17 protein-coding genes are annotated in these 21,672 nt (G+C 48.4%); 10 read left to right on the forward strand and 7 right to left on the reverse strand.

The window, feature by feature from the left end:
• Positions 1-14 precede the first annotated feature (14 nt).
• Together E1919_RS01460 and E1919_RS01465 are read left to right on the forward strand one after the other, a co-directional pair.
• Positions 15-353 (forward strand): DUF2752 domain-containing protein, encoded by a 339-nt coding sequence (locus E1919_RS01460; protein WP_162051569.1) that lies wholly within the window; start codon positions 15-17, stop codon positions 351-353.
• A 9-nt stretch (positions 354-362) separates the two neighbouring features.
• Positions 363-710, forward strand: coding sequence for a TM2 domain-containing protein (locus E1919_RS01465; protein ID WP_162051570.1), 348 nt, complete (start codon positions 363-365; stop codon positions 708-710).
• Between the two features lie 16 nt (positions 711-726).
• Here the strand turns inward: E1919_RS01465 and E1919_RS01470 are convergent, their stop codons facing one another.
• Positions 727-2,685: a M1 family metallopeptidase gene (locus E1919_RS01470; RefSeq protein WP_162051571.1), complete on the reverse strand. Its 1,959-nt coding sequence runs from the start codon at positions 2,683-2,685 to the stop codon at positions 727-729.
• A gap of 114 nt (positions 2,686-2,799) precedes the next feature.
• Between E1919_RS01470 and E1919_RS01475 the strand changes: the two genes are divergently transcribed.
• The 5 genes from E1919_RS01475 (at position 2,800) to E1919_RS01495 (ending at position 13,239) form a co-directional block, all read left to right on the forward strand.
• Positions 2,800-3,693, forward strand: coding sequence for an MOSC domain-containing protein (locus E1919_RS01475; RefSeq protein WP_317168178.1), 894 nt, complete (start codon positions 2,800-2,802; stop codon positions 3,691-3,693).
• Between the two features lie 757 nt (positions 3,694-4,450).
• Positions 4,451-7,444, forward strand: coding sequence for a SusC/RagA family TonB-linked outer membrane protein (locus E1919_RS01480; RefSeq protein WP_162051572.1), 2,994 nt, complete (start codon positions 4,451-4,453; stop codon positions 7,442-7,444).
• Positions 7,445-7,465: 21 nt separating this feature from the next.
• Positions 7,466-8,935, forward strand: coding sequence for a RagB/SusD family nutrient uptake outer membrane protein (locus E1919_RS01485; RefSeq protein ID WP_162051573.1), 1,470 nt, complete (start codon positions 7,466-7,468; stop codon positions 8,933-8,935).
• A gap of 87 nt (positions 8,936-9,022) precedes the next feature.
• A complete protein-coding gene (locus E1919_RS01490) occupies positions 9,023-10,696 on the forward strand; it encodes an amidase (RefSeq protein ID WP_162051574.1) in 1,674 nt (557 codons plus the stop codon).
• Between the two features lie 134 nt (positions 10,697-10,830).
• Positions 10,831-13,239 (forward strand): prolyl oligopeptidase family serine peptidase, encoded by a 2,409-nt coding sequence (locus E1919_RS01495; RefSeq protein ID WP_162051575.1) that lies wholly within the window; start codon positions 10,831-10,833, stop codon positions 13,237-13,239.
• 76 nt (positions 13,240-13,315) lie between these two features.
• Here E1919_RS01495 and E1919_RS01500 read toward each other — a convergent pair whose 3' ends face one another.
• Positions 13,316-14,122, reverse strand: a complete 807-nt coding sequence (locus E1919_RS01500) for a phosphatase PAP2 family protein (RefSeq protein ID WP_162051576.1) — start codon at positions 14,120-14,122, stop codon at positions 13,316-13,318.
• Positions 14,123-14,130: 8 nt separating this feature from the next.
• The gene (locus tag E1919_RS01505) at positions 14,131-14,934 is read right to left on the reverse strand and encodes a phosphatase PAP2 family protein (RefSeq protein ID WP_162051577.1); all 804 of its coding nucleotides are present in this window, start codon (positions 14,932-14,934) and stop codon (positions 14,131-14,133) included.
• 276 nt (positions 14,935-15,210) lie between these two features.
• Here E1919_RS01505 and metK point away from each other — a divergent pair, with 276 nt between their 5' ends.
• Complete coding sequence (metK, locus tag E1919_RS01510) at positions 15,211-16,515, forward strand: methionine adenosyltransferase (RefSeq protein WP_162051578.1); 1,305 nt, start codon at positions 15,211-15,213, stop codon at positions 16,513-16,515.
• Between the two features lie 131 nt (positions 16,516-16,646).
• On the opposite strand, the gene hpf is transcribed toward metK, so the two are convergent.
• From hpf to E1919_RS01530, 4 genes are all read right to left on the reverse strand, one after another.
• On the reverse strand, positions 16,647-16,949 hold the full coding sequence (gene hpf, locus E1919_RS01515; protein ID WP_162051579.1) for a ribosome hibernation-promoting factor, HPF/YfiA family: 303 nt from the start codon (positions 16,947-16,949) through the stop codon (positions 16,647-16,649).
• 23 nt (positions 16,950-16,972) lie between these two features.
• Positions 16,973-17,851, reverse strand: coding sequence for a tyrosine-type recombinase/integrase (locus tag E1919_RS01520; protein WP_162051580.1), 879 nt, complete (start codon positions 17,849-17,851; stop codon positions 16,973-16,975).
• A gap of 71 nt (positions 17,852-17,922) precedes the next feature.
• On the reverse strand, positions 17,923-18,117 hold the full coding sequence (rpsU, locus tag E1919_RS01525; protein ID WP_162051581.1) for a 30S ribosomal protein S21: 195 nt from the start codon (positions 18,115-18,117) through the stop codon (positions 17,923-17,925).
• A 151-nt stretch (positions 18,118-18,268) separates the two neighbouring features.
• Positions 18,269-19,408 (reverse strand): acyl-CoA dehydrogenase, encoded by a 1,140-nt coding sequence (locus E1919_RS01530; RefSeq protein WP_162051582.1) that lies wholly within the window; start codon positions 19,406-19,408, stop codon positions 18,269-18,271.
• 446 nt (positions 19,409-19,854) lie between these two features.
• Between E1919_RS01530 and E1919_RS01535 the strand changes: the two genes are divergently transcribed.
• Complete coding sequence (locus E1919_RS01535) at positions 19,855-20,589, forward strand: tyrosine-protein phosphatase (RefSeq protein WP_317168179.1); 735 nt, start codon at positions 19,855-19,857, stop codon at positions 20,587-20,589.
• A gap of 31 nt (positions 20,590-20,620) precedes the next feature.
• The gene (locus E1919_RS01540; RefSeq protein ID WP_162051584.1) at positions 20,621-21,613 is read left to right on the forward strand and encodes an NAD-dependent epimerase/dehydratase family protein; all 993 of its coding nucleotides are present in this window, start codon (positions 20,621-20,623) and stop codon (positions 21,611-21,613) included.
• The last annotated feature ends 59 nt before the right edge of the window (positions 21,614-21,672 follow it).

Here is a 21,672-nt window from a genome sequence, read left to right on the forward strand (position 1 = left end):
CGTCGCGCTATATCATGAAGTTGAAGCCAGTCCTTCATCAAAAGCATTGCCTGATAGCACTCAAACAGAAAAACAGCCTGCTCGAGGTATTGTTTTGGGTGCTGGGCCTCGGTGCGCTGGCGTTTATGGAGCCTGCCGGGGAGCATTTGTTTAGCTTTTGCCCTTTTAGCTGGGTATGGAAGAACGGGTGCTGGGGCTGTGGCCTGGGGCACGGCATTGCCTTCCTGTTCCGGGGAGAATGGCGGGCTTCGTGGGAGGCGCATCCGCTGGCGCTGCCCGCAGTTCTTATTTTACTATGGCGCAGTGTGCAATTACTGCTGTGGCCGTATCATCAACCTGAAACCAAAATCTAAGATAAAACTATGGCTAATATTCTAAACCTGATGCCGGAGCTGGACCCGGAGGAAATGAACTACATTCAGACGCTGGTAAAGGACATGCCGGACCAGGAAGCGCAGCGGTTTGTACACATTTACCGTTCCCGCCGCAAAGATTCGCAAATTGTCCTCATTACAGCCCTCATCGGGTTAGTGGGCGTAGCTGGTGTGCACCGGTTCCTGCTCGGCCAGATTGGGATGGGCCTGCTTTACTTTTTTACCGGCGGTCTTTGCGCTGTTGGTACCATCATCGACGCCATTAACTATAAGCGCCTGGCCTTTGAGTATAATGTAAAGGAAGCGCAGCGGGTAATTTACATGATGCAGTACTGAGGGAAGCGCCACCTGCCTATCTTCCACCTACTTTAACAAAGCGGGTGCGATAGTGCTGCCTGTTGTTGCTCAGCTGTAGCAGATAGTACCCGGCGGACAAGTCAGAAACATCCATACTTATCTGCATTGTCTCTTTTAACTGCAGGCGTTTTGCTATTTGTCCCGCTGTGTTATATATGGTGGCAGCGGTGGGACCAAAGGATAAGTTGTTAATTTGTATGAAGGAAGGTGTTGGGTTGGGGTAAAGCACGACCTCTTCCAATGCAGGCACTTCTAAAGCAAGATTCTGCTGTGCAGGCAGCGCAGCGTTGAGCACCCAGTTCTGAGGGTCTACTTCGACAGCTGTTACGGTGCCTTCAACCGCTAGCAGGTGCTGCTCCAGTGGCTCGTCCTGTGTTACGCGAACGGTGGTGGTGCCGGTGGCGGTTCTGATGAGGTACTGCAGATCTGTTCTGAAGAAAGGAGTTGACGTGCTGCTGGTGGTCTGGCGGTTTACTATCAGTAGCCTGTTCCCTTCCTGGTTCCACTCAATGTTAAAGATGGGATAGCCTTCGCCGTTATACCATTGGTCGAAGAAGTAGTCCAGGTTCCTGTTGGTTGTCTCTTCAAACACGCGCTGCAGGTCGGCGGTATAGGCGGTACCTCCACCATATTGGCGCATGTAGTTGCGCAGGGCCTCAAAAAACAGCGCATCATCATCTATCTCAAAGCGTAGCATGTGCACCACAGTTGCGGCCTTTTTATAGGTCAGGCGGTAATCAAAAATGCGGCTGACACTTGTGGTGTCCCGGACGCGAAGGCTCCCGCTGGGGCGTTGTAAGGCGAAGCTATGCGCCTGCTGCATCCAGGTGCTGGCATCGGTGGGGCTATAGCGCTGCAGGGCCAGGTATTCGGCGTAGGAGGCAAAGCCCTCATTCAGCCAGATGTCCTGCCAGGTGGCGCAGGTAACATGGTCGCCGAACCATTGGTGGGCCAGTTCATGGGCCGTGAGGGTGAAGGTGAAGGTGCTTTGCGTAGTCATGGTCTGGTGCTCCATGCTGCCGCCCATCGGCGCCATGCTGTGGCCATACTTTTCTTCATGGAAAGGGTAGAGCGTAAACAACTCTGAGAAGTACTCCAGGAAGGGCGCTGTCCGGTCTATTTCTTCCCTGAAAAAATCAAGCGCTCCCCCGCTGTATACATAGTTTAAAATAGGCACAGGTGCTGCGGCACTTTCCGGGTTGGCGCTAATTACGTACTCTTCGTAATCAGACACCGCTACTGACACCAGGTAGTATGCTATCGGATAGCGGGACTTCCATTCATACCGCCTCCTGTTGTTGGGCACATCTGCCACGCGCGTCAGCAGCCCGTTAGATCCCACCTTGTTTTCCGCGCTGGTTGTGACGAACACGTGCACCGAGTCGGCTTTATCGGTGAGTACTTGTTTGGTTGGCCACCACTCGTAGGCGGCATAGGGCTCGCTCAGGCTCCAGGTAACGGAGTTGCCCCAGTTAGGCTCTGTGGCGGTGCTGAATCCGTTGCCAATAGCAGCGCTGGCCCCGGAGGGAGCAGTGCCTTTATAGTAAATGGTGGCGCTAACGGGGGCACCTGCATTTACAGAGGAGGATAGTTCTACCGCTACATCGCCAGCATTACGACTGATAGCCGCTTCCATGGTGCCATTTACCAGCACTGAATCGATTTGAAAATTGGGGTGAAGCTCAAAAGCGAAAATGGTAAGGGGAGAGCCTCTTACTTCAGCAGCTAAGGTCACGTTGCCGGCAATGTAGGTGCTGTTGCGTTCCAACTGCAGGTCAAGTTTGTAAAATGTCATGTCGTACTGGTTCATCAGGCGCTGGTGTCCGGGAGTGGCCGCAGCCTGCCGTTGCACAGCGCGCATATGGCTTTCAGCGCAACTGCCGGTGCTTTGTGCCGGTGCCTTATGATAGCAGAGGCAGGCAAAGAGTATGAAAATCAGATTCCTGATGTACATGGTTCGGCTGTTTTATGCGGGAAGAAGAGAATAATTGCAAATCACGATACATGATGTTACGGTTTCTTTTATGTAGATGTGTTAGAAACAGAAGAGATTATCTTGATTAAAGCGATGCAAAATTTAAATTTGCGCTCCAGCCACACCTCTTTGCGCTGTGTCCGGACCACATTCATTCCCAAACCAATGACTGACCTGTATTTATCTGAAATTTACATATATCCAATTAAATCTTTGGGAGGCATCAGTGTTTCCGCAGCGGAACTGGAAGACCGTGGCCTGCGCTACGACCGCCGCTGGATGCTGGTGGATGACAAAGGAAAATTCCTGACACAGCGGCAGCATGCCCAAATGGCGCTGTTACAGGTGTCGATGTTAGAGAATGGATTATCAGTGAGCCACAAGCAAGGAGTGCTGGAACCGCTGTATATACCTTTTGAAGTAAAAGATGCCGCAGTGCCTGAGTTACAGGTAACTATCTGGGACGACACGGTGACTGCGCAGGAGGTGGACCCGGCAATAAGCGCCTGGTTTACGGAAGTGCTGGGTATGCCGGCGCGCTTAGTGCGTATGTCCGAGCAGGCCCGGCGCCTTGTAGAAACAGACTATGCTCAGAATGGGGAGGTGGTGAGCTTTGCGGATAGCTATCCTTTCCTCCTTATCGGGCAGGCCTCGCTCGATGACCTCAACAGCAGGCTAGAGCAGCCCGTGCCTATGAACCAGTTCCGGCCTAACTTCGTGTTCCGGGGAGGAGCACCGTTTGAAGAAGATACATGGAGTGATTTCAAGATAGGAGATGTATCATTTCAGGCTGTAAAGCCCTGCGCCCGCTGCGTAGTAACGACCATCAACCAGGAAACAGCTGAGAAAAGCGCAGAGCCACTCCGAACCCTGGCGATCTACCGGCAACTCCGCCATAAAACAATCTTCGGACAAAATCTGTTATCCATCAGTCCAGCAGGTACAGTACAGGTCGGCGACAAACTTGAGGTGCTTTCCTGGAAGTAGCGGCTGCTTTCGTAATGAACAACAGATGTGGAAAATAGAGCGGTAACGGTATAGCCGCCTGTGCAGCTTGCGATGTTATGTGCGTAAAAGATAGAAGTTATAAGATAGCTGGTGGGTGGGTTGATTAGCTTAAATATGCTGAATAAACCATATAACAAAATCTATATAAAAGCTTGCAAAAGAGTAACATGCAAAATGTATGTTACTCTTTTGCTTTTCGTAACACTGCTTGTAGGTGTTGGCTGGTAGTGGCAGAGGTGAGGAACTACTGATGCTACGTTAGCTTATATTTTATTCTATACATCTTGTGAGGCGAGGCAGAACCTTTGAAAACAATTAATGTATAGACATGTTTTGTATTTTTCGTAATTTTTTAGCTTTAATTTTATCTTTTTATAACACAAGATGTATTTATACTAAATTAATGTTAAAATTATAGTCGTGCAAGAAGTAAAATTGTAATTAATTCACAGTTTTTTCCTTCTTCTTCATGTATATCAGCTTTTCATAATGGTGCACAAAACGATGTGTATAGCAGCAGACAACGGTGTATTGTGCTCATTAATAGGATTATGTGATTAAATATTTGCTATATTGAATTGCCTAAAAGCTGTTAATTATAGGATTGTTTTAAGATATTTTCTTGTTTTTTTTATTATGCATGTAGAATTGTTTTTGCATTAGAATATTTTGGTTTAACTTGGGAGTTACAAACAATTTCTAACAAACAATTTTTATCTAACCTTAAAACATTAGTATGAAGAGAGTACTACTACTAAGTTTTGCTTTGGTGTTTGCCTTGCTACAGCAGGTGCATGCACAGAGCACAACTGTGTCGGGGCGAGTAACCGACCAAGCTACCGGTGCAGGATTGCCTGGAGTTTCTGTAATTGTGAAAGGCACCACTGTTGGTGCTACAACTGGTGCTGACGGAGCTTATGCAGTAAGTGTGCCGCAGGGAGGAAATGCGTTGGTTTTCAGGTACATTGGCTATGCTAATGTTGAACGTGCCATAGGAAACGCAAGCACAATCAATGTTGGCCTGTCAGTAGATGACAAGCAGCTAAGCGAATTGGTTGTTGTGGGTTATGGTGTTACAACTGAAAAGCTAAGTACACAATCTGTTGCTACAGTTGATGCGGAGTCTTTTAGAAACACGCCATTAACTAGTCCACAGCAGTTGCTGCAAGGCCAGGCTGCTGGTGTTCAGATGACGAACTCATCTGGTGTACTGGGTGCTGCTTCGTCTGTCCGTATCAGAGGTGCGGCTTCCATAACAGCTGGTGGCGACCCGTTATATGTAGTAGATGGTGTGCCGCTTAACAACGATGATAGCTACTCTTTTAATCAAGGTGGAGCTGCAGGTCTGAACCCCCTGCTCAATATCAACCCGAATGATATTGAATCAATGAGTGTATTGAAGGACGCTGCAGCCGTAGCTATCTATGGTTCCAGAGGTGCCAATGGTGTTGTGCTTATCAATACTAAATCAGGATCAAAGAACCAGAAAACAGTTGTTAGCTTCGACTACTTCACAGGTATTTCAGAGCCAACTAAGCTGTTGAAGTACATGAGTGCGGAAGAATATGCCACTTTCAGAAACACTTATGGCGCAGCACAAAATCCAAATTTCACGCCTGCTACCTACGACTTAACTAATACTTATGATTGGGTGGATGGTGTAGTTCAGACAGGCAGAGTAAATTCTTATAACGTTTCGGCTAGAGGCGGTAACGAAAAGACAACATTCTATATCGGTGGTACTTACTCAGATGAATCCGGCTTTACCATAGGTAACGAGTTAGAGAAATTATCTGGAAGGATAAACCTGAAGCACGATGTCACTGAAAATGTTGAAGTAGGTGTTAATTACAGCCTCTCAAACTCTGATATGAGACGTGTTGGTCTGGAAAACAGCACTGCTGCGCCTCTGACAGGTGCTTACCTACAGAGCCCTTTTATGACACCATATGGTGCAGATGGCCAGTTCCAGAACACAGGCTTCATTGTTAACTCTATTGCACAGGAAGCGCTTACAAAGAACGACTTTAACCTGATGAGGAGCACTGGTAACGCTTATGCGCAAATCACTATCCTTGAGGATTTAAAGTTGAAAACTGACTGGGGTATAGACTTACTTGAAACGGATGCAAAGTTCCGCAATCCGGATCTGCTGAGACCAGGAGGTTACGGTTATCGCTCTAATATATCCGATAACAAATGGTTGGTAACTAATACGCTACACTACAACAAGTTTCTTGCTGAGAGTGGCCACACATTTGGTTTATTATTAGGACACAGCTATGAGACATCACGGTTTGATGATATTCTGGTTGAAGGCTCTGGTTTTGCCAGTGATGATCTTCCAAACGTTGCATCAGCAAGTACTCCTATCTCTACATCTGCTTCAGGTACAGAATGGGCTCTGGAGTCTTACTTTGGACGTGTTAACTACGACTATAACAGCAAGTACTTGTTTGAGGCTACACTCCGTAGAGACGGTTCCTCCAGATTTGGTGCAGACTATAAATACGGTACATTCTATGCCGCGTCCGCAGGATGGGTGCTGACAGAGGAGAGCTTTCTACAAAACGCAAACTTTCTGAACTTTTTGAAGCTGACATCAAGTTACGGAACCGCTGGTAACGACCAGATCGGCAACTTCGCTTACATCGGTTTATTTGCAGGCGGCGGCGGTGCTGACTATAACGGTCAGGCAGGTTTAATTCCTACAACTGTGCCAAACCCACAATTGCGTTGGGAAGAGACTGCACAATTTGATGTAACATTAAATGCTACTGTATTCGACCGCCTTGACCTGGAAGTAAGCTATTATAACAAGGAGACAGTGAGCTTGCTTGCAAATCAGCCATACCCGTATACGACAGGCTTTGCCAGCGCTACCAGAAACGTAGGTGAAATGAGAAACCGCGGTGTTGACCTGATGATTACCAGCAGAAACATCGCTACGGAAGATTTCCAGTGGACTACTAACCTGAACATAGGTTTCCTGGACAATGAAATTCTTTCGTTGCCTGCGAACAAAGATGCTGAAGGCAGAGACTTCTTGACTGGAAGTGCAGCACAACGAGCCATTGTTGGTGAAGATCTGAACACTTTTTACCTGGTGAGATACGCTGGTATAAATCCTGAAACAGGAAATGCACAGTGGCTTACAAAGGACGGGGAAATAACCACAACTTACGCTTCTTCGGATGCTGTGATAGTTGGAAGTGCAATACCAGATTATACTGGAGGTTTCACAAATACATTCCGTTACAAAGCATTTGACCTGAATGCCTTCTTTAACTTCTCTTATGGTAATAAAGTGCTTATTGATGGTTTACGCTTTACTGAAAACCCAGCCGGTGCATTTAACAAGAGCACAGACTTATTAGATTACTGGACTCCTGAGAATACGGATGCTTTCTTCCCGGCCTTGTCTAGTCCGACTGCGCCTTTCTTCAACAGGCTTTCTACTTCTCAGTTACAGGACGGTTCTTACCTGAGATTGAAGACAGTTTCATTCGGTTACAATGTTCCGGCTGCTATTCTAAGCAAGACAAGAGTTTTCTCAACTGCACGTGTGTACCTGTTAGGTCAGAACTTATGGACGTTAACATCTGATGACTTCAGAGGTCCGGACCCGGAAGTATCTGCGAGTGGTGGAAACAATCAGGCTGTAGGTGAGTCTTTCTTTGCTCTACCACAGCCAAGAACAATAACTGCTGGTGTTAACCTTACTTTCTAACGAGCATTTAAATTTACAGAAATGAATAAAAAACATATATTAAGTGTCTTAGGACTTACCCTGGCACTGGGAACTTTTTCCTGTGAGGATAGACTGAATGAGCTGAGGCCAGAGCAGGACTTAACTCAAACAGATGCTTATTCTTCTGAGGCTACTACGTATAGTGTGCTTTATGGTATCTATAGTACCATGCAGAACTTCGAGGTTTTCGGAGGCTTATCTCAGGTAATAGGAGACTTTCAGGCGGATAACGTAAACTTCGTAGGCTCTTTCCCTACCCTGCAGGAAATCAAAAGTTTCTCTACAGTAGGTACCAATGGTACAGTGAGGGATTTGTGGCAGGTACATTACAGGGCGATAACAAGAGCAAATAGCTTAATTGCTAATGTTCCTACAGTTGTAGATCCATCTTTTACCGAAGAAGAAAGAGCACAGGTTATAGCAGAGGCTAAATTTTTAAGAGCGCTGTTGTACTTCCAATTATCTAATTTCTTTTCTCAGCCATATCAGGTAGAACAGGGAACCAACCTTTCCGTGCCATTGGTGCTGGAGCCATTTACAGGAGAGATAACATACCCTGAAAGAGCTACTTTAAACGAAGTGCATGCTCAGATCGAAGAGGATTTGATGGAAGCGATTCCTAACCTCAATACTTTTGCAGAGTTTGATGGTGATGAAGAAGGCCGTGGCAGGGCTACTGTTGCAGCCGCACAGGCACTACTATCACGGCTTTACCTGTACAGAGAGAATTGGGCACAGGCAGAAGAGTATGCAAGGAAAGTGCTGGATGCACCGGCATATGATCTAGCTTCAGACTACAGCTTTTATACTTCAGGAATTACACAGGAGAATATTTTCTCCATTTTGAACTCAGCAATAGATAACGGGCGAACCGGTAGCGGTGGTCTGGCATCTTACTATAGCCCATCTGCTGAAGGTGGACGTGGCGATGCGCCTTATTCTGCAGACCTGATAGACGCGTTTGAATTGTTGGCCGTAGACGGTGTTATTATAGACAGGCGATATACTGCCTTAACAGAGCCGGGTGTAGCTGCTGATGGTGTTACTTATCCTTTCACGAATAAGTATCCAGATGCTGCTAACAACTCAGACAATGCACCTGTTATTCGTGTAACAGAGGTTGTACTAACTTTAGCTGAAGCAATAGCGCGTCAGGCTACCACAGTGGCTGAGGCTAGTGAAGCAATTGATTTGATAAATGAATTACGTGCACGTGCAGGCCTGCCTCCATATACAGTGGCTTCTTTCTCATCTGTTGAAGAACTGGTAGATGCCATACTATACGAGAGAAGGCTAGAGTTAGCTTTTGAAGGCTTCCGCAGAATGGACTTGTTAAGAAATGAGATGCCATTAATAACAACTGGCGAAGGAGCTGCCAGAGCAGTATTTGGAGGAAACTATACAGTTCTTCCAATTCCGCAGCGAGAGCTGGATATTAATCCATCTCTCGTGCCAAACCCTGGATATTAATATAGGCTAATGGCATTAAGTAATTAAAGGGGTGGGCATTTATGTCCACCCCTTTATCTTTGTACCTCAGTAGAAAAAAAATCATTAATGAAGAAGACCGCAGTTGCCGTATTGGGAGCCGCCTGCTTTGTTTCAGGCGCGTTTGTAACCAAGCTGGCAGAAGATAAGATTACTGTAGATGTGCTGCAGGATGCACAAAAGCTGATAGGCCTCCATTTTACAAATGCCCAGCTCGACTCCACACTGTCGGAGGTGGAGGAGTTCAAGGAGAGTTATGAGGCGATACGCAAGGTGCCGCTTACCAATGATGTGGCCCCGGCGCTGGTGTTCAATCCCATTCCGGTGGGGTATACCTTCGAAAAGCAGAAGGTGGCTTTTGATGTAGCACGCCCAGCCAACGTGAAGCTGCCAAGGAAGCGGGAGGAATTGGCTTTTTACTCTATTCCACAGCTGGCAGAACTGGTGCGTACGCAGCAGATTAGCTCCGAGGAGCTGACAAAGTTTTACATCGCCCGTCTGAAGAAGTATGGGCCAACGCTGGAATGTGTCACCACGCTCACAGAAGAACTGGCCATGCAACAGGCACGGCAGGCAGACAAGGAAATAAAAGACGGAAAGTACAGGGGCTTGTTGCATGGTATACCATTTGGCGTAAAAGATCTGCTGTCGACAAAGAAGTATAAAACTACCTGGGGCGCCATGCCTTACAAAGACCAGGTGATAGACGAAGACGCCACCGTGGTGCAGCGCCTGCAGGATGCTGGAGGTGTGTTGGTAGCGAAAACAACCTTAGGCGCGCTGGCCATGGGCGATGTATGGTACGGCGGCAAAACCCGCTCGCCCTGGGATATCAGCAAAGGATCGAGTGGTTCTTCTGCTGGGTCTGCTGCGGCTGTGGCTGGAGGCTTGCTGCCATTTGCCATCGGTACGGAGACTTTAGGCTCTATTGTTTCTCCGTCCACCGCCTGCGGTACTACTGGCCTGCGCCCTACTTTTGGCCGGGTAAGTCGCCATGGTGCCATGGCGCTGAGCTGGTCTATGGATAAAATAGGGCCGATTACCCGTTCTGCAGAAGATGCCGCCATTGTATTTAACGCCATTTACGGCCCTGACGGAAAAGACCAGTCGGTGTATGATGCGCCTTTCAACTACAACCCGGTTATAGATGCTAAGAAGCTGCGCGTAGGTTACCTAAAGAAAGACTTTGAGCGCAACTACGGCTTCAAGGAAAACGATGAGGCGACGCTAGCCGCGTTGCGCCAGGCAGGTATAGAACTGGTGCCACTTGAGCTGCCGGACCTGCCGGCAAGAGAACTGACGCTGACGATTTCTGTGGAAGGAGCAGCAGCCTTTGATGAACTTACCCGCAGTGGCCGCGACAGTCTGCTGGTGGCGCAGCATAAAAATGCCTGGCCGAATACGTTTAGGGCCGCCCGTTTTGTGCCAGCCGTAGAGTACCTGCAGGCGCAGCGCGTGCGTGCCCTATTGGTGCAGCAGATGCAGGAGAAACTCAAGGATGTGGACGTATACCTGAGCCCTTCCTTTGCCAGCAACAACTTAGTGGTGACCAACCTGACAGGGCATCCGTGTGTGGTGGTGCCAAACGGCTTCCAAGAAAATGGCATGCCCACCACCATCACGTTTATAGGGAGGCTTTTTGGCGAAGCGGAGTTACTGACCCTGGCCAAATTTTACCAGGAAATCACAGCGCACGACGAGCAGCACCCGGATATGAATTTCGGGAAGAAAAAGAAATCGTAAGAGATGCCGGAACCGCCACCTGAAACTAAATGCATCAGGTGGCGGTTTTGCTTCATGAGTTTTGGTTTCTTAATTTTATTCGCAATAGAGCTAACTACTCAACCTACTAAAATAAACCCTACAAAAAAATATTCATGTTATTCAGAAAACGAGCCGTAGCCCTGGTGGCCTACCTGATGCTGTGTGGCGGAGCCATGCAGGCGCAGGACGGGAAGATGGAACTCAGCGTGGAGAAAATAATGCGGGACCCGAAGTGGATGGGTACCTCTCCGAGCAACATCTTCTGGTCAGAAAACGGCAAAAAGATTTATTTCAACTGGAACCCTGATGGGAACAAATCTGACTCGCTGTACAGTGTATCTGCTGACGGCAAAGACATACGGAAGGTAAGCCCGCAGGAGCGCAGGAGCCTGCCTTCACCTTACGGAGAGTATAACCGCGCGGAAACAAAGAAGGTGTACGAGAAGAACGGCGACATCTTTATGTATGATATAAAATCCGGGAAGCCGCAGCAGATAACAAACACTGTAGAGCGGGAGAACAGCCCCTCGTTCAGCCATAACGAGCAAAAGGTAGTTTACATTAAGGATAATAACCTCTTTGCCTGGCATGCAGCCAACGGGCAAACCGTGCAGCTAACCGACTTCAAAAAAGGACGAAAGGCAGCAGAAGAGGGAAAAGATCCCCAGCGGGATTGGCTTAAGAGCCAACAGTTGTCGCTGCTGCAGATTGTGCGGGACCGCGAGGCTGAGAAAGAGGCGCAGGAAAAGCAACAGAAGCTGGACGCGCCGTCCCGCCCGAAAGAGATTTACATAGAGGAAAAGTCTGTCAGCAGCATCAATCTGAGCCCCGATGAGCGCTTTGTCACCTACCAACTGGTAAACCGCCCGAAAAATGCTCAGGTAGCCATTGTGCCGGATTACGTTACCTCCTCCGGCTATACAGAAGACATTAACACCCGCACAAAAGTAGGCGATGCCCAGGCAACCTATGAATTCTTTGTGTACGACACGCAGCGAGATACCGCTTTTGCCGTCTCTATGAAAGATGTAGTGGGCATAACAGAGCAGCCTGCTTATTTAAAGGAGAAAATTAGTGCATTGAAAGATACCACTGACAGCAAAACGAATAAAGCAGCAGAACGTGCCACCGTTATCTATGGCCCTTTCTGGTCTGACAACGGCAGCCAGGCAGTGGTAGTCGCCCGCTCACAGGACAACAAAGACCGCTGGATTCTGAAGTTAGACCCTGCCACGGGTAAGCTGACAGTGCTGGACCGCCAGCGCGATGAGGCCTGGATAAATGGCCCTGGCATTGGCTATGGCCCCGGCGATATTGGCTGGATGCCAGATAACAAGCGCGTATGGTTTCAGTCGGAGGAAAGTGGCTATTCGCACCTGTATACAGTAGATGTGAACAGCGGCAAAAAGCAGGCCCTTACGAGCGGCAAGTTCGAGGTATCAGATCTGCGAATGTCAGATAATAAAAAGAACTGGTACTTTACCGCCAACCTGGTGCACCCGGGCGAGCAGCATTTCTACCGCATGCCCTTGCAGGGAGGGGATATGGTGCAACTGACCACTATGCCCGGTGCCCAGGAAGTCACACTATCGCCGGATGAGAAGCACCTGGCCATTCGCTCTTCAACCAGTAATCAGCCGTGGGAGTTGTATGTGCTGGATAATAGGAAAAATGCGAAGCCAAAGCAGGTAACGCAGTCGCTTACAGAAGAATTTAAGTCTTATGATTGGCGTGAGCCGGAGATTATTTCTTTTAAAGCAAAGGATAACACCGATGTATATGCCCGCCTTTACCGCCCGGAGAACCCACAGAATAACGGACCTGCCGTGGTATTTGTACATGGCGCCGGCTATCTGCAAAACGCGCACAAATGGTGGAGCAGCTATTTCCGGGAGTACATGTTCCATAACTTCCTGGTTGACCAAGGCTATACCGTGCTGGACATCGACTACAGGGGCAGCGCAGGCTATGGCCGTGACGTACGCACCGGCATCTATCAGTTTATGGGCGGCAAAGACCTGAGCGACCACGTAGACGGAGCAAAGCTTTTAGTAGAGAAGTACAACGTAGACCCGAGCCGCATTGGTATCTACGGTGGCTCCTATGGAGGTTTCATCACTCTGATGGCCATGTTTACAGAGCCTGATGTATTTGCTGCTGGTGCTGCGCTGCGCTCGGTTACAGACTGGGCGCACTACAACCACGGCTATACCTCCAATATCCTGAACACGCCTCAGTCGGATAGTCTTGCTTATGCAAAGAGCTCCCCCATTTACTATGCGGAAGGCCTAAAGGGTGCCCTGCTGATGTGCCATGGCATGGTAGATACCAACGTGCATTTCCAGGATATTGTGCGCCTGTCGCAGCGCCTGATCGAACTGGGGAAAGACAACTGGGAACTGGCCGTATACCCGATAGAGAGCCACAGTTTCACAGAACCATCCAGTTGGACTGATGAGTATAAACGTATTTACAAACTCTTTGAGGAGAATCTGAAGAAAGAAGCAAAGGATAGAATATAAAAGAGTATTCCAAACAAGAAGAGGCGCTATTCTTTAGCGCCTCTTCTTGTTTTATATCTATACCTGTGTCATCTACTCAAAAGGTGTAAACCACTGCCACACCATCTTGTTCAGTCGTGTTTACAGGCAGTAAAGCAACCCGCGAGCCTCGCTTGTGCAACTCTGGTACCAGTATGCCGATGCCTGCTCCAATGACGTAGCCCACAATGTTGTCGCTCAGAAAATGTTTGCCAGCCCTTAGCCTCAGATAACCCACAGTGACTGGTACGGCTGCGGCGGTAGCCCATATATAAGGGCGAGCCGGAGAGTCCGGGTTCAGGTCATGGAAAACCTTGGCGACGAAGAAAGTGGCCGTAGCGGTGGCGGCGGTGTGGCCGCCATAAAATGAGTTTTCGCCATACTTGTGTAAGCGGGCTTCCAACGGGGCGTCAGTTGCATAAACACTTGGCCGCTTCCTGTCTATCAGTCCGGCAGAGAGGCTGTACATACCTCCTGTGATAGACATTGCCTGCCCATACAGCATGAATACCTGTGGTGCATCCTGCATTACATTATCATTTAGCAGCAGCAGGAGGGGAGTAGCAAAGGACCCATAAAAGAAGTAGTCGCTGGTGTGTTCGGCATTGGCGCTGTAGTTGCCCACTGCAAAGCGGTCGAAGCGGTTTACATCGTCTCTACTTAAGCCAACAAGGTCTGCCTCTGTTAACCTGTCTTTGTTTGTGATCAACAGGCTTCCTACTACGGATGCACCAATGGCACCTGCTGTTATAGCACCGTCACGCAGCCAATTTACATGGTAAGGCGAGTTGCTGGTCTGGCTCCAGGCAATTTGTTCCCCAAAGCCATACAGCGCAAGCCACAAAAGCAGGAGCTTCTTTATCATAAGTCTCCTTAAAAAGTATAGGTTAAAAGCGCGCCGCTGTAATCGCGCCCGCTTACCGGAATCAGGCTTATGTCTCTTTTGTTTGATTTTTTGTGAAGCTGTGGCACCAGGATACCTGCAGCAGCCCCAAGCCCATACCCTAGAAGGTTATCACTCAGGAAGTGCTTTCCTGCTCTCAGCCTCAGGTAACCCACTGTGGCGGGTACGGCCGCGGCGGCGGCCCACACATATGGTCTTGCCGGAGAATCAGGGTTGAAATCATGAAAGACTTTGGCGGCGAAAAATGACGCAGCGGCAGAGGCAGTTGTGTGGCCCGCATAAAATGAATTCTGAGAGTTGGCTCTCATTTTCTCTGCGTCAGATACATCGGGACTGTACGTAAGGGGGCGATTACGAGACACGTTGCCATTGGTCATGGTGAAGAGTGCCCCTGTTACGGCCATCGTTTCCACATAAAGCACAAACACCTGCCCGGCATTGCTCTTCACATCGTCATTCAGCAGGAGTGCCAGTGGCGCTACAAAAGAACCGTAAAAGGGAAAGTCGCTGTGCGTTTTAGCTGTTTCAGAGTCCCAGCCGGCCGAGAAGCGGTCAAACCTGTTTACATCGTTTTTTGTTTGCGTGTTAATCTCCTCCTGCGTCAGGCCTTCTTTGTCCTGCATCAGGGTAAGGCCATAATAACTGAGTCCCATACCTGCCGCAATAATGGGGGCATCTACTTTGAAGCTTGTTTTATAAGGGGAGTTGTCCTGACTATAAGCCTCTCCTGTCAGAAAGGTGAATAAGGTAAGTACTGCTAGTATACGTTTCATATATATAATTTCGGGTGTTTTGTTATGCTCTTCAAACGGGGCATATTTTTAAAAGGTTGTTGCAACAGAGGCAGCAGTAACAACTTTTAGGGGCAACGTGTGGTTAAATTGATGGAATATAGGACTATTATAAGTGAGTGCTAAAGCAGCACCATATTTCCTGTTACAGCTTTTCTCTTTTGCCTACATATTTTAACTGTTGCAGAATTGTTTTAGCTTTGTAGCCGCTGCCTGATAGGCTAGCTGGTTTATACTTTGTACCTAAACCCTTAGAAAATGCCTTACTTGTTTACCTCTGAGTCCGTGTCAGAAGGCCACCCAGATAAAGTGGCTGACCAGATTTCAGATGCATTATTAGATGAATTCCTGAAGCAGGACCCCCAGTCGAAGGTAGCCTGCGAAACACTGGTAACTACTGGTTTGGTAGTGCTGAGCGGAGAGGTGAAAACCGAAGCCTACGTAGATGTGCAGAAAGTGGCGCGTGAGGTGATAAGACGCATCGGCTACACCAAATCTGAATATAAATTTGATGCCGAGGCCTGTGGTGTGATTTCAGCCATCCACGAGCAATCCGCTGACATCAACCAGGGGGTAGAGCGTTCAAACCCGGAAGATCAGGGGGCAGGTGACCAGGGTATGATGTTCGGTTATGCCACAAACGAGACAGACAACTATATGCCGCTGGCGCTCAGCGTTTCGCACCTGTTGCTGCAGGAGCTTGCCGCTATCCGCAAAGAAGCCAAAGAAATGACGTACCTGCGCCCAGACGCAAAGTCGCAGGTAACAATTCGCTACAGCGATAACCACGTGCCGGAGAAGATAGACACCATTGTTATCTCTACACAGCATGATGAGTTTGTAGAGGCTGCCGATGAGAGCAACGATGCCAAAAATAAGGCAGAGGCGGAGATGGTGCAGCAGATTAAGGAAGATGTGGATAGCATTCTGATACCACGCGTGCTGAAGCGACTGCCGGAGCGTATCCAGGAACTGTTCAACAGCAACATTACCTACCACATTAACCCAACTGGTAAATTCGTGATAGGCGGACCGCACGGTGACACCGGTTTAACGGGCCGTAAAATCATCGTGGATACCTATGGTGGCAAGGGAGCACACGGTGGTGGTGCCTTCTCCGGCAAAGACTCTTCTAAAGTAGATCGCTCTGCCGCTTATGCGGCCCGTCATATTGCTAAGAACCTGGTGGCGGCCGGTGTAGCTGATCAGGCGCTGGTGCAGGTAGCCTATGCCATCGGTGTGGCAAAGCCGGTTGGTTTGTACGTAACCACCTATGGCTCTACCAATGTGAAAGACGCGAATGGCGACACCATGAGCGATGGCGAAATTGCAGAGAAAGTAAACAAGCTCTTCGACATGCGCCCTTACGCCATTGTGCAGCGCTTCGGACTACAAAACCCCATCTTCTCTGAAACGGCGGCTTACGGCCACATGGGCAGAACACCATCTGTAAAGCAGGTAGAAGTAGGCAGAAACGGCCAGAAAGAAACGAAAGAGTTCGAGACCTTTACCTGGGAGAAGCTCGACTACGTGGAGCAGATCAAGGCAGAATTTGGCCTGTAGCCTTTAGACGGAGGATAAAGTACAAGAGAACATACATAAACCAGAACGGCCTGCTAAGTGAGCAGGCCGTTCTGGTTTATGTATGTTCTAATTCTATAATTCGTCATTCATAATTAAGAAGCAGAGCTTCCCTAGTGTGTTGCTTGCTTTTGCTTGTGCCGCTTCAGTTGGCGGCGCATTGCGTCAACAGCGGCATCGGCGGCAGCCTCAAACGAAGCTGCGTTTTCCTGTGAAAAAAGCGTTGAGCCCGGTACAAATAAACGGATCTCTACTTCTTTATTATCCGTGCCGCCCTGGCTGCCATTATCCTTCATGAAAACCTCCCCGTCTATTATTCTGTCGTAGAATGTTTCCAGTTTATTCACCCTCTGCTGAATAAAAGAATTCAGTTGCTGATTAGGATCGAAGTTGATGGAGTGCATTTGTAGCTTCATAGTCTTTTTATTAATAGTTAAACTTATGCTTTTGGATGGGCTTTCTCGAATACTGATTTAAGCTTCTCAATTGAGTTATGGGTATATACCTGCGTTGCCGCCAGGCTAGCATGCCCCAGTAAATCCTTTATTGCGTTCAGGTCCGCCCCCTTGTTCAGCAGGTGTGTCGCGAATGAATGGCGCAACACATGTGGGCTGTTATGTTCGGAGGTTGTGATCAAACTGATATACTTTTTAACAACGCGATAAACGAATTTGGGATAAAGGGGACGTGCCTTATTAGTAACGAGCAATTTTACGGAATTGTTATCCGCAAAATACCGCTTCTTCTGGACTTCATAAGCGGCGATACTATTCAGAAGGGAGTCGTTGAGGGGCACGATACGTTCTTTATTTCCCTTGCCTAATACACGCACCACCTTCGCCCTGTGGTCAATATCAGCATGTTCCACCCCAAGAAGCTCTGCCAAGCGTATACCGGTGCCATACAGAAACTCCAGAATCAGGCGATCGCGCTGTCCTTCAAAGTTTTCTTCGAAAGTAAAGTTGTCGAGCAGGGTGTTGAAGGGCTCCTCGAGCACAAAGGCAGGTAGTTTTTTAGACGCTTTAGGTGCTTTTATGCGCAGCATCGGGTTTATGGCTATGCGCTGTTGTGCAAGTAAAAAGCGGTAATAAGAGCGCAGGCAGGCAATCTTCCGGTTAATGGAGCGGGGTTGTATGTTGTGCTGCACCAGGGTCAGTAGCCAGGACCGGATAATGGTGTGGTCCGCCTCGGCAGCATCCGTGATTTCGTACACTTGCTGTAGGTACTGGGCAAACTGACCTAAATCAGTGTGGTAGGAGGTAAGGGTGTGCGGGCTGTACCGCTTCTCGTACTGGAGGTACTTGAAAAATAAATCCATAAATTAGTATACCTGATGTTGTGAATCAGGTATACTAATTTATGGAAAAATAAAGTATCTTGTTAGAAAGACTAGTAGTTTTGATCGGCGAATATCTGCTGCTTGTATACGGCTCTTTCTTTCTGCTTTCTTCTTGCTACTGATGGTTTTTCAAAGTAAGCTCTTGATCTCAGTTCTTTCAAAACACCAGTTCTTTCAAACTTCTTTTTGAATCTCTTCAATGCACGGTCTACAGACTCGTTATCTTTTACGTTGATAATAATCATATTTCTCTCTTTTCTCTTTGAATTAGGGTTGCAAATTTAACTAAGCTTGTACCTAAAAATCAACAGATTGGCTAAATATTTTTACCGCCATCCACTCTTTTTATTTAAAAAGGCCGGAAAACGGCTAAATAAACACCTCTCCGCAAGTTTATTATTTAAGCACTGCTCTTGAGATAACAAGTTTTTGTATCTCACTTGTTCCCTCGCCGATGGTGCAAAGCTTCGCATCGCGATAATATTTCTCGGCAGGGTAGTCTTTTGTGAAGCCATAACCGCCAAAAATCTGAACGGCTTCGTTGGCCACACGCACCGAAACCTCGGAGGCATACAGCTTGGCCATGGCAGATTCCTTGTTCACATTCAGGCCACGGTTCTTCATATCAGCTGCCTGGTAGGTCAGTAGAGAGGCAGCCTCTATTTCAGTAGCCATATCAGCCAGCTTAAAGGCGATACCCTGGAAACTGGAAATAGGCTTATTAAACTGGTTACGCTCCTGCGAGTACGCCAGCGCCGCATCGAAGGCACCCTGTGCTATCCCTAAAGAGAGGGCAGCAATAGAAATACGGCCACCGTCCAGCACTTTCATGGCCTGTATAAAGCCATCGCCAACCTCGCCCAGCACCTGATCTTTATGTACGCGGCAGTCCTCAAAAATAAGCTCTGTTGTTTCAGATGCTCGCATGCCGAGTTTATTTTCTTTGCGGCCGGCGCTAAAACCAGGGGTGCCTTTTTCGATGATGAAGGCAGTCATACCATGCGAGTCGCCAACCTCTCCTGTGCGTACAATCACCACCGCCACATTGCCTGACTTGCCGTGTGTAATAAAGTTCTTGGCACCATTGATTACCCAATGGTCGCCATCCTGTACAGCTACAGTGCGCATATTACCTGCATCAGAGCCAGTGTTTGGTTCTGTTAAGCCCCAAGCCCCAATCCACTCCGCTGAAGCCAGCTTCGGGAGGTACTGCTGCTTCTGTGCCTCGTTGCCGAACTGCAGAATATGGCCGGTGCACAGGGAGTTATGCGCTGCCATAGAAAGCCCGATAGATCCATCTATCCTGGACAGCTCTGCGATGGCTGTTACATATTCTGTATAGCCAAATCCTGACCCGCCATATTCATTAGGCACCAACACGCCCATCAAGCCTAACTCACCTAATTTTTTGAAGACCTCCACCGGGAACTCCTGGCTTTCGTCCCACTCCATCATCTTCGGTTTAATATGCTTTGCACCAAAATCACGGACCATCTCCGCAATCATACGCTGGTTTTCAGTTGTCTTTAATTCCATTTATAGTTTAGAGTTGCAGGTATATCAGTAGCCGTATAACGGGTAATCAATAGTCGTTGTTTACAAAGCTATATAAATTAACGCTATTTGAGTTCAAATTTTCTGTTTTCGTAAAATGAATTTGTTTTAGGTATGCTTGTTTTAATAATTGGTGATGGCACAGGTCTTGTATTGTGAATTTGTTAATGAAAGCCTCTCTCATACATGGTAAAGGAAGTGAGTGCCCTGTAAAGGAGTTGTATGACTTGATTTACTTCGTTCGTTTATGAGACGGTGGATGCTAGTTATAAGATAATTAGTATATATATTTAGTGGTATGGATTTGTGCAGGACAGGGCGTTCCAGAGTTTATTTTGACAGCGGCCTTTATTTCTGTTATTTTGAAGTATATTATAACACGGGAGCCCATAGCTGAAAGAGCCAGGATTTAGGAGATGATACAGTTTTTGAAGAACATTTTTGGGGAAAGTGCTCCGAGGGAAGAGTCATTCAGCGCTTTAGGCGTTGACATGCATTCTCACATCCTGCCGGGCATAGACGACGGGTCAGAGAATATGGAGCGATCCCTGGAGTTGGTGCAGGTGATGCAGTCGCTCGGGTACCGCAAGCTAATCATGACGCCCCACATCATGAGCGACTTCTATAAGAACACACCGGAGATTATACGTGAAAAGCTTGCGTTGCTGAAGCAGGCTGTAGCAGAAGCGGGTATTGAGATGGAACTGGATTGTGCCGCCGAGTATTACCTGGACGAAGGACTGCTGCACAAGCTGGAGCACGGGGAGGAACTGCTGACCTTTGGCGATAACTACCTGCTGTTTGAAACATCCTTCCTGAACGAGCCGCTCAACCTGCGGGAGGCAATCTTTAACATGCGCTCCAGGGGGTATAAGCCGGTGCTGGCCCACCCGGAACGCTATACTTACTTTTATGGGAAGTATGATGCGCTGGTAGCCTTGCGGGAGAATGGCGTGCTGTTTCAGCCCAACCTTAATTCGCTCACGGGTTATTACTCGCCTGGTGCAAAGGAGTATGCCGAGCGTCTGATTGATGGCGGCCTGGTAGATTTCTTGGGCTCTGACGCACATGGTTTGAAGCATACCAACAGCCTACAGAAAGTATTTAACAGTAAATACCTGAGCAAGGCGCTGGCGCTTCCCATTCGCAACAGTCAATTGTAATAACCCTCCTTTCTTATCTTTTCTCACAGACATGGTATTTGTAACTGGCGGCAGCGGCCTGATTGGCACTTTCTTAATCCCGGCGCTTTTAGAGCAGGGGCATAAGGTAAAGGCGCTCTACCGGGGGCAGGTGCCTGCTGTGCCCGGCTCGGAGCAGGTGCAGTGGCTGGAGGGCGATGTGCTGGACCCGCTGTTTCTGCGGAAGGCGCTGCAGGATGTGACTCACGTTTTCCATAGCGCAGGCGTGGTGTCGTACGCACCCCAGGACGAGGAACTGCTAAAACAGGTGAACATAGAAGGCACGGCCAACATAGTGGATGTGTGCCTGGAGCACCCAGGCGTAAAGCTGTGCCACGTAAGCTCAATCGCCTCGGTTGGGCGGTCAAAGGGTGCTACGCTGCTTACTGAGAACAACAAATGGGATCCGGCAGAGGAACACTCCGCCTACGCCAGCTCTAAATACTGGGGCGAACTGGAAGTATGGCGGGGCATAGCCGAAGGCCTGAGTGCCGTTATTGTGAACCCTTCAATTATACTTGGCCCTGCAGACTGGAGCCGCAGCAGCACACAGCTCTTTAAGTATGTATACCAGGAGCGAGCTTTTTACACGGGTGGCAGTGCTAACTTTGTGGATGTGCGGGATGTGGTAACAGCCATGTTGCGGCTTGCCTTCTCGGATATTTCAGGAGAAAGGTTTATATTGAATGCGGGGCTTCTGAGCTACAAAGAATTTTTTGAGCAGGCAGCGCGCGGCTTCGGCAAAAAAGCCCCTTCCACCAAAGTGCCGCCGGCACTGGCGGAGGTGGTGTGGCGCTTTGAGCATGTCCGCACGTGGCTTACCGGTGGCCGACCGCTCATAACGAAAGATACGGCCCGGGTAGCAGCAAAGAGCCATGAATTCAGTAACCACAAAATTCGCAAGGCGATAAACCTTGCATTCAGACCGCTTTCAGAATCAATAGTTTGGGTATGCGAGCAGCTACAGCTGTCTGCTTCAGAAGTAGACGGCAACCCCGGTAAATAAACTATTTGCACCGTTAAAATGTAGTAAGACATAGGCTGATTTTAGCAGCTTGTTGGATA

It is taken from the genome of Pontibacter pamirensis (genome assembly GCF_010015475.1).
GTDB classification, from domain to species: domain Bacteria; phylum Bacteroidota; class Bacteroidia; order Cytophagales; family Hymenobacteraceae; genus Pontibacter; species Pontibacter pamirensis.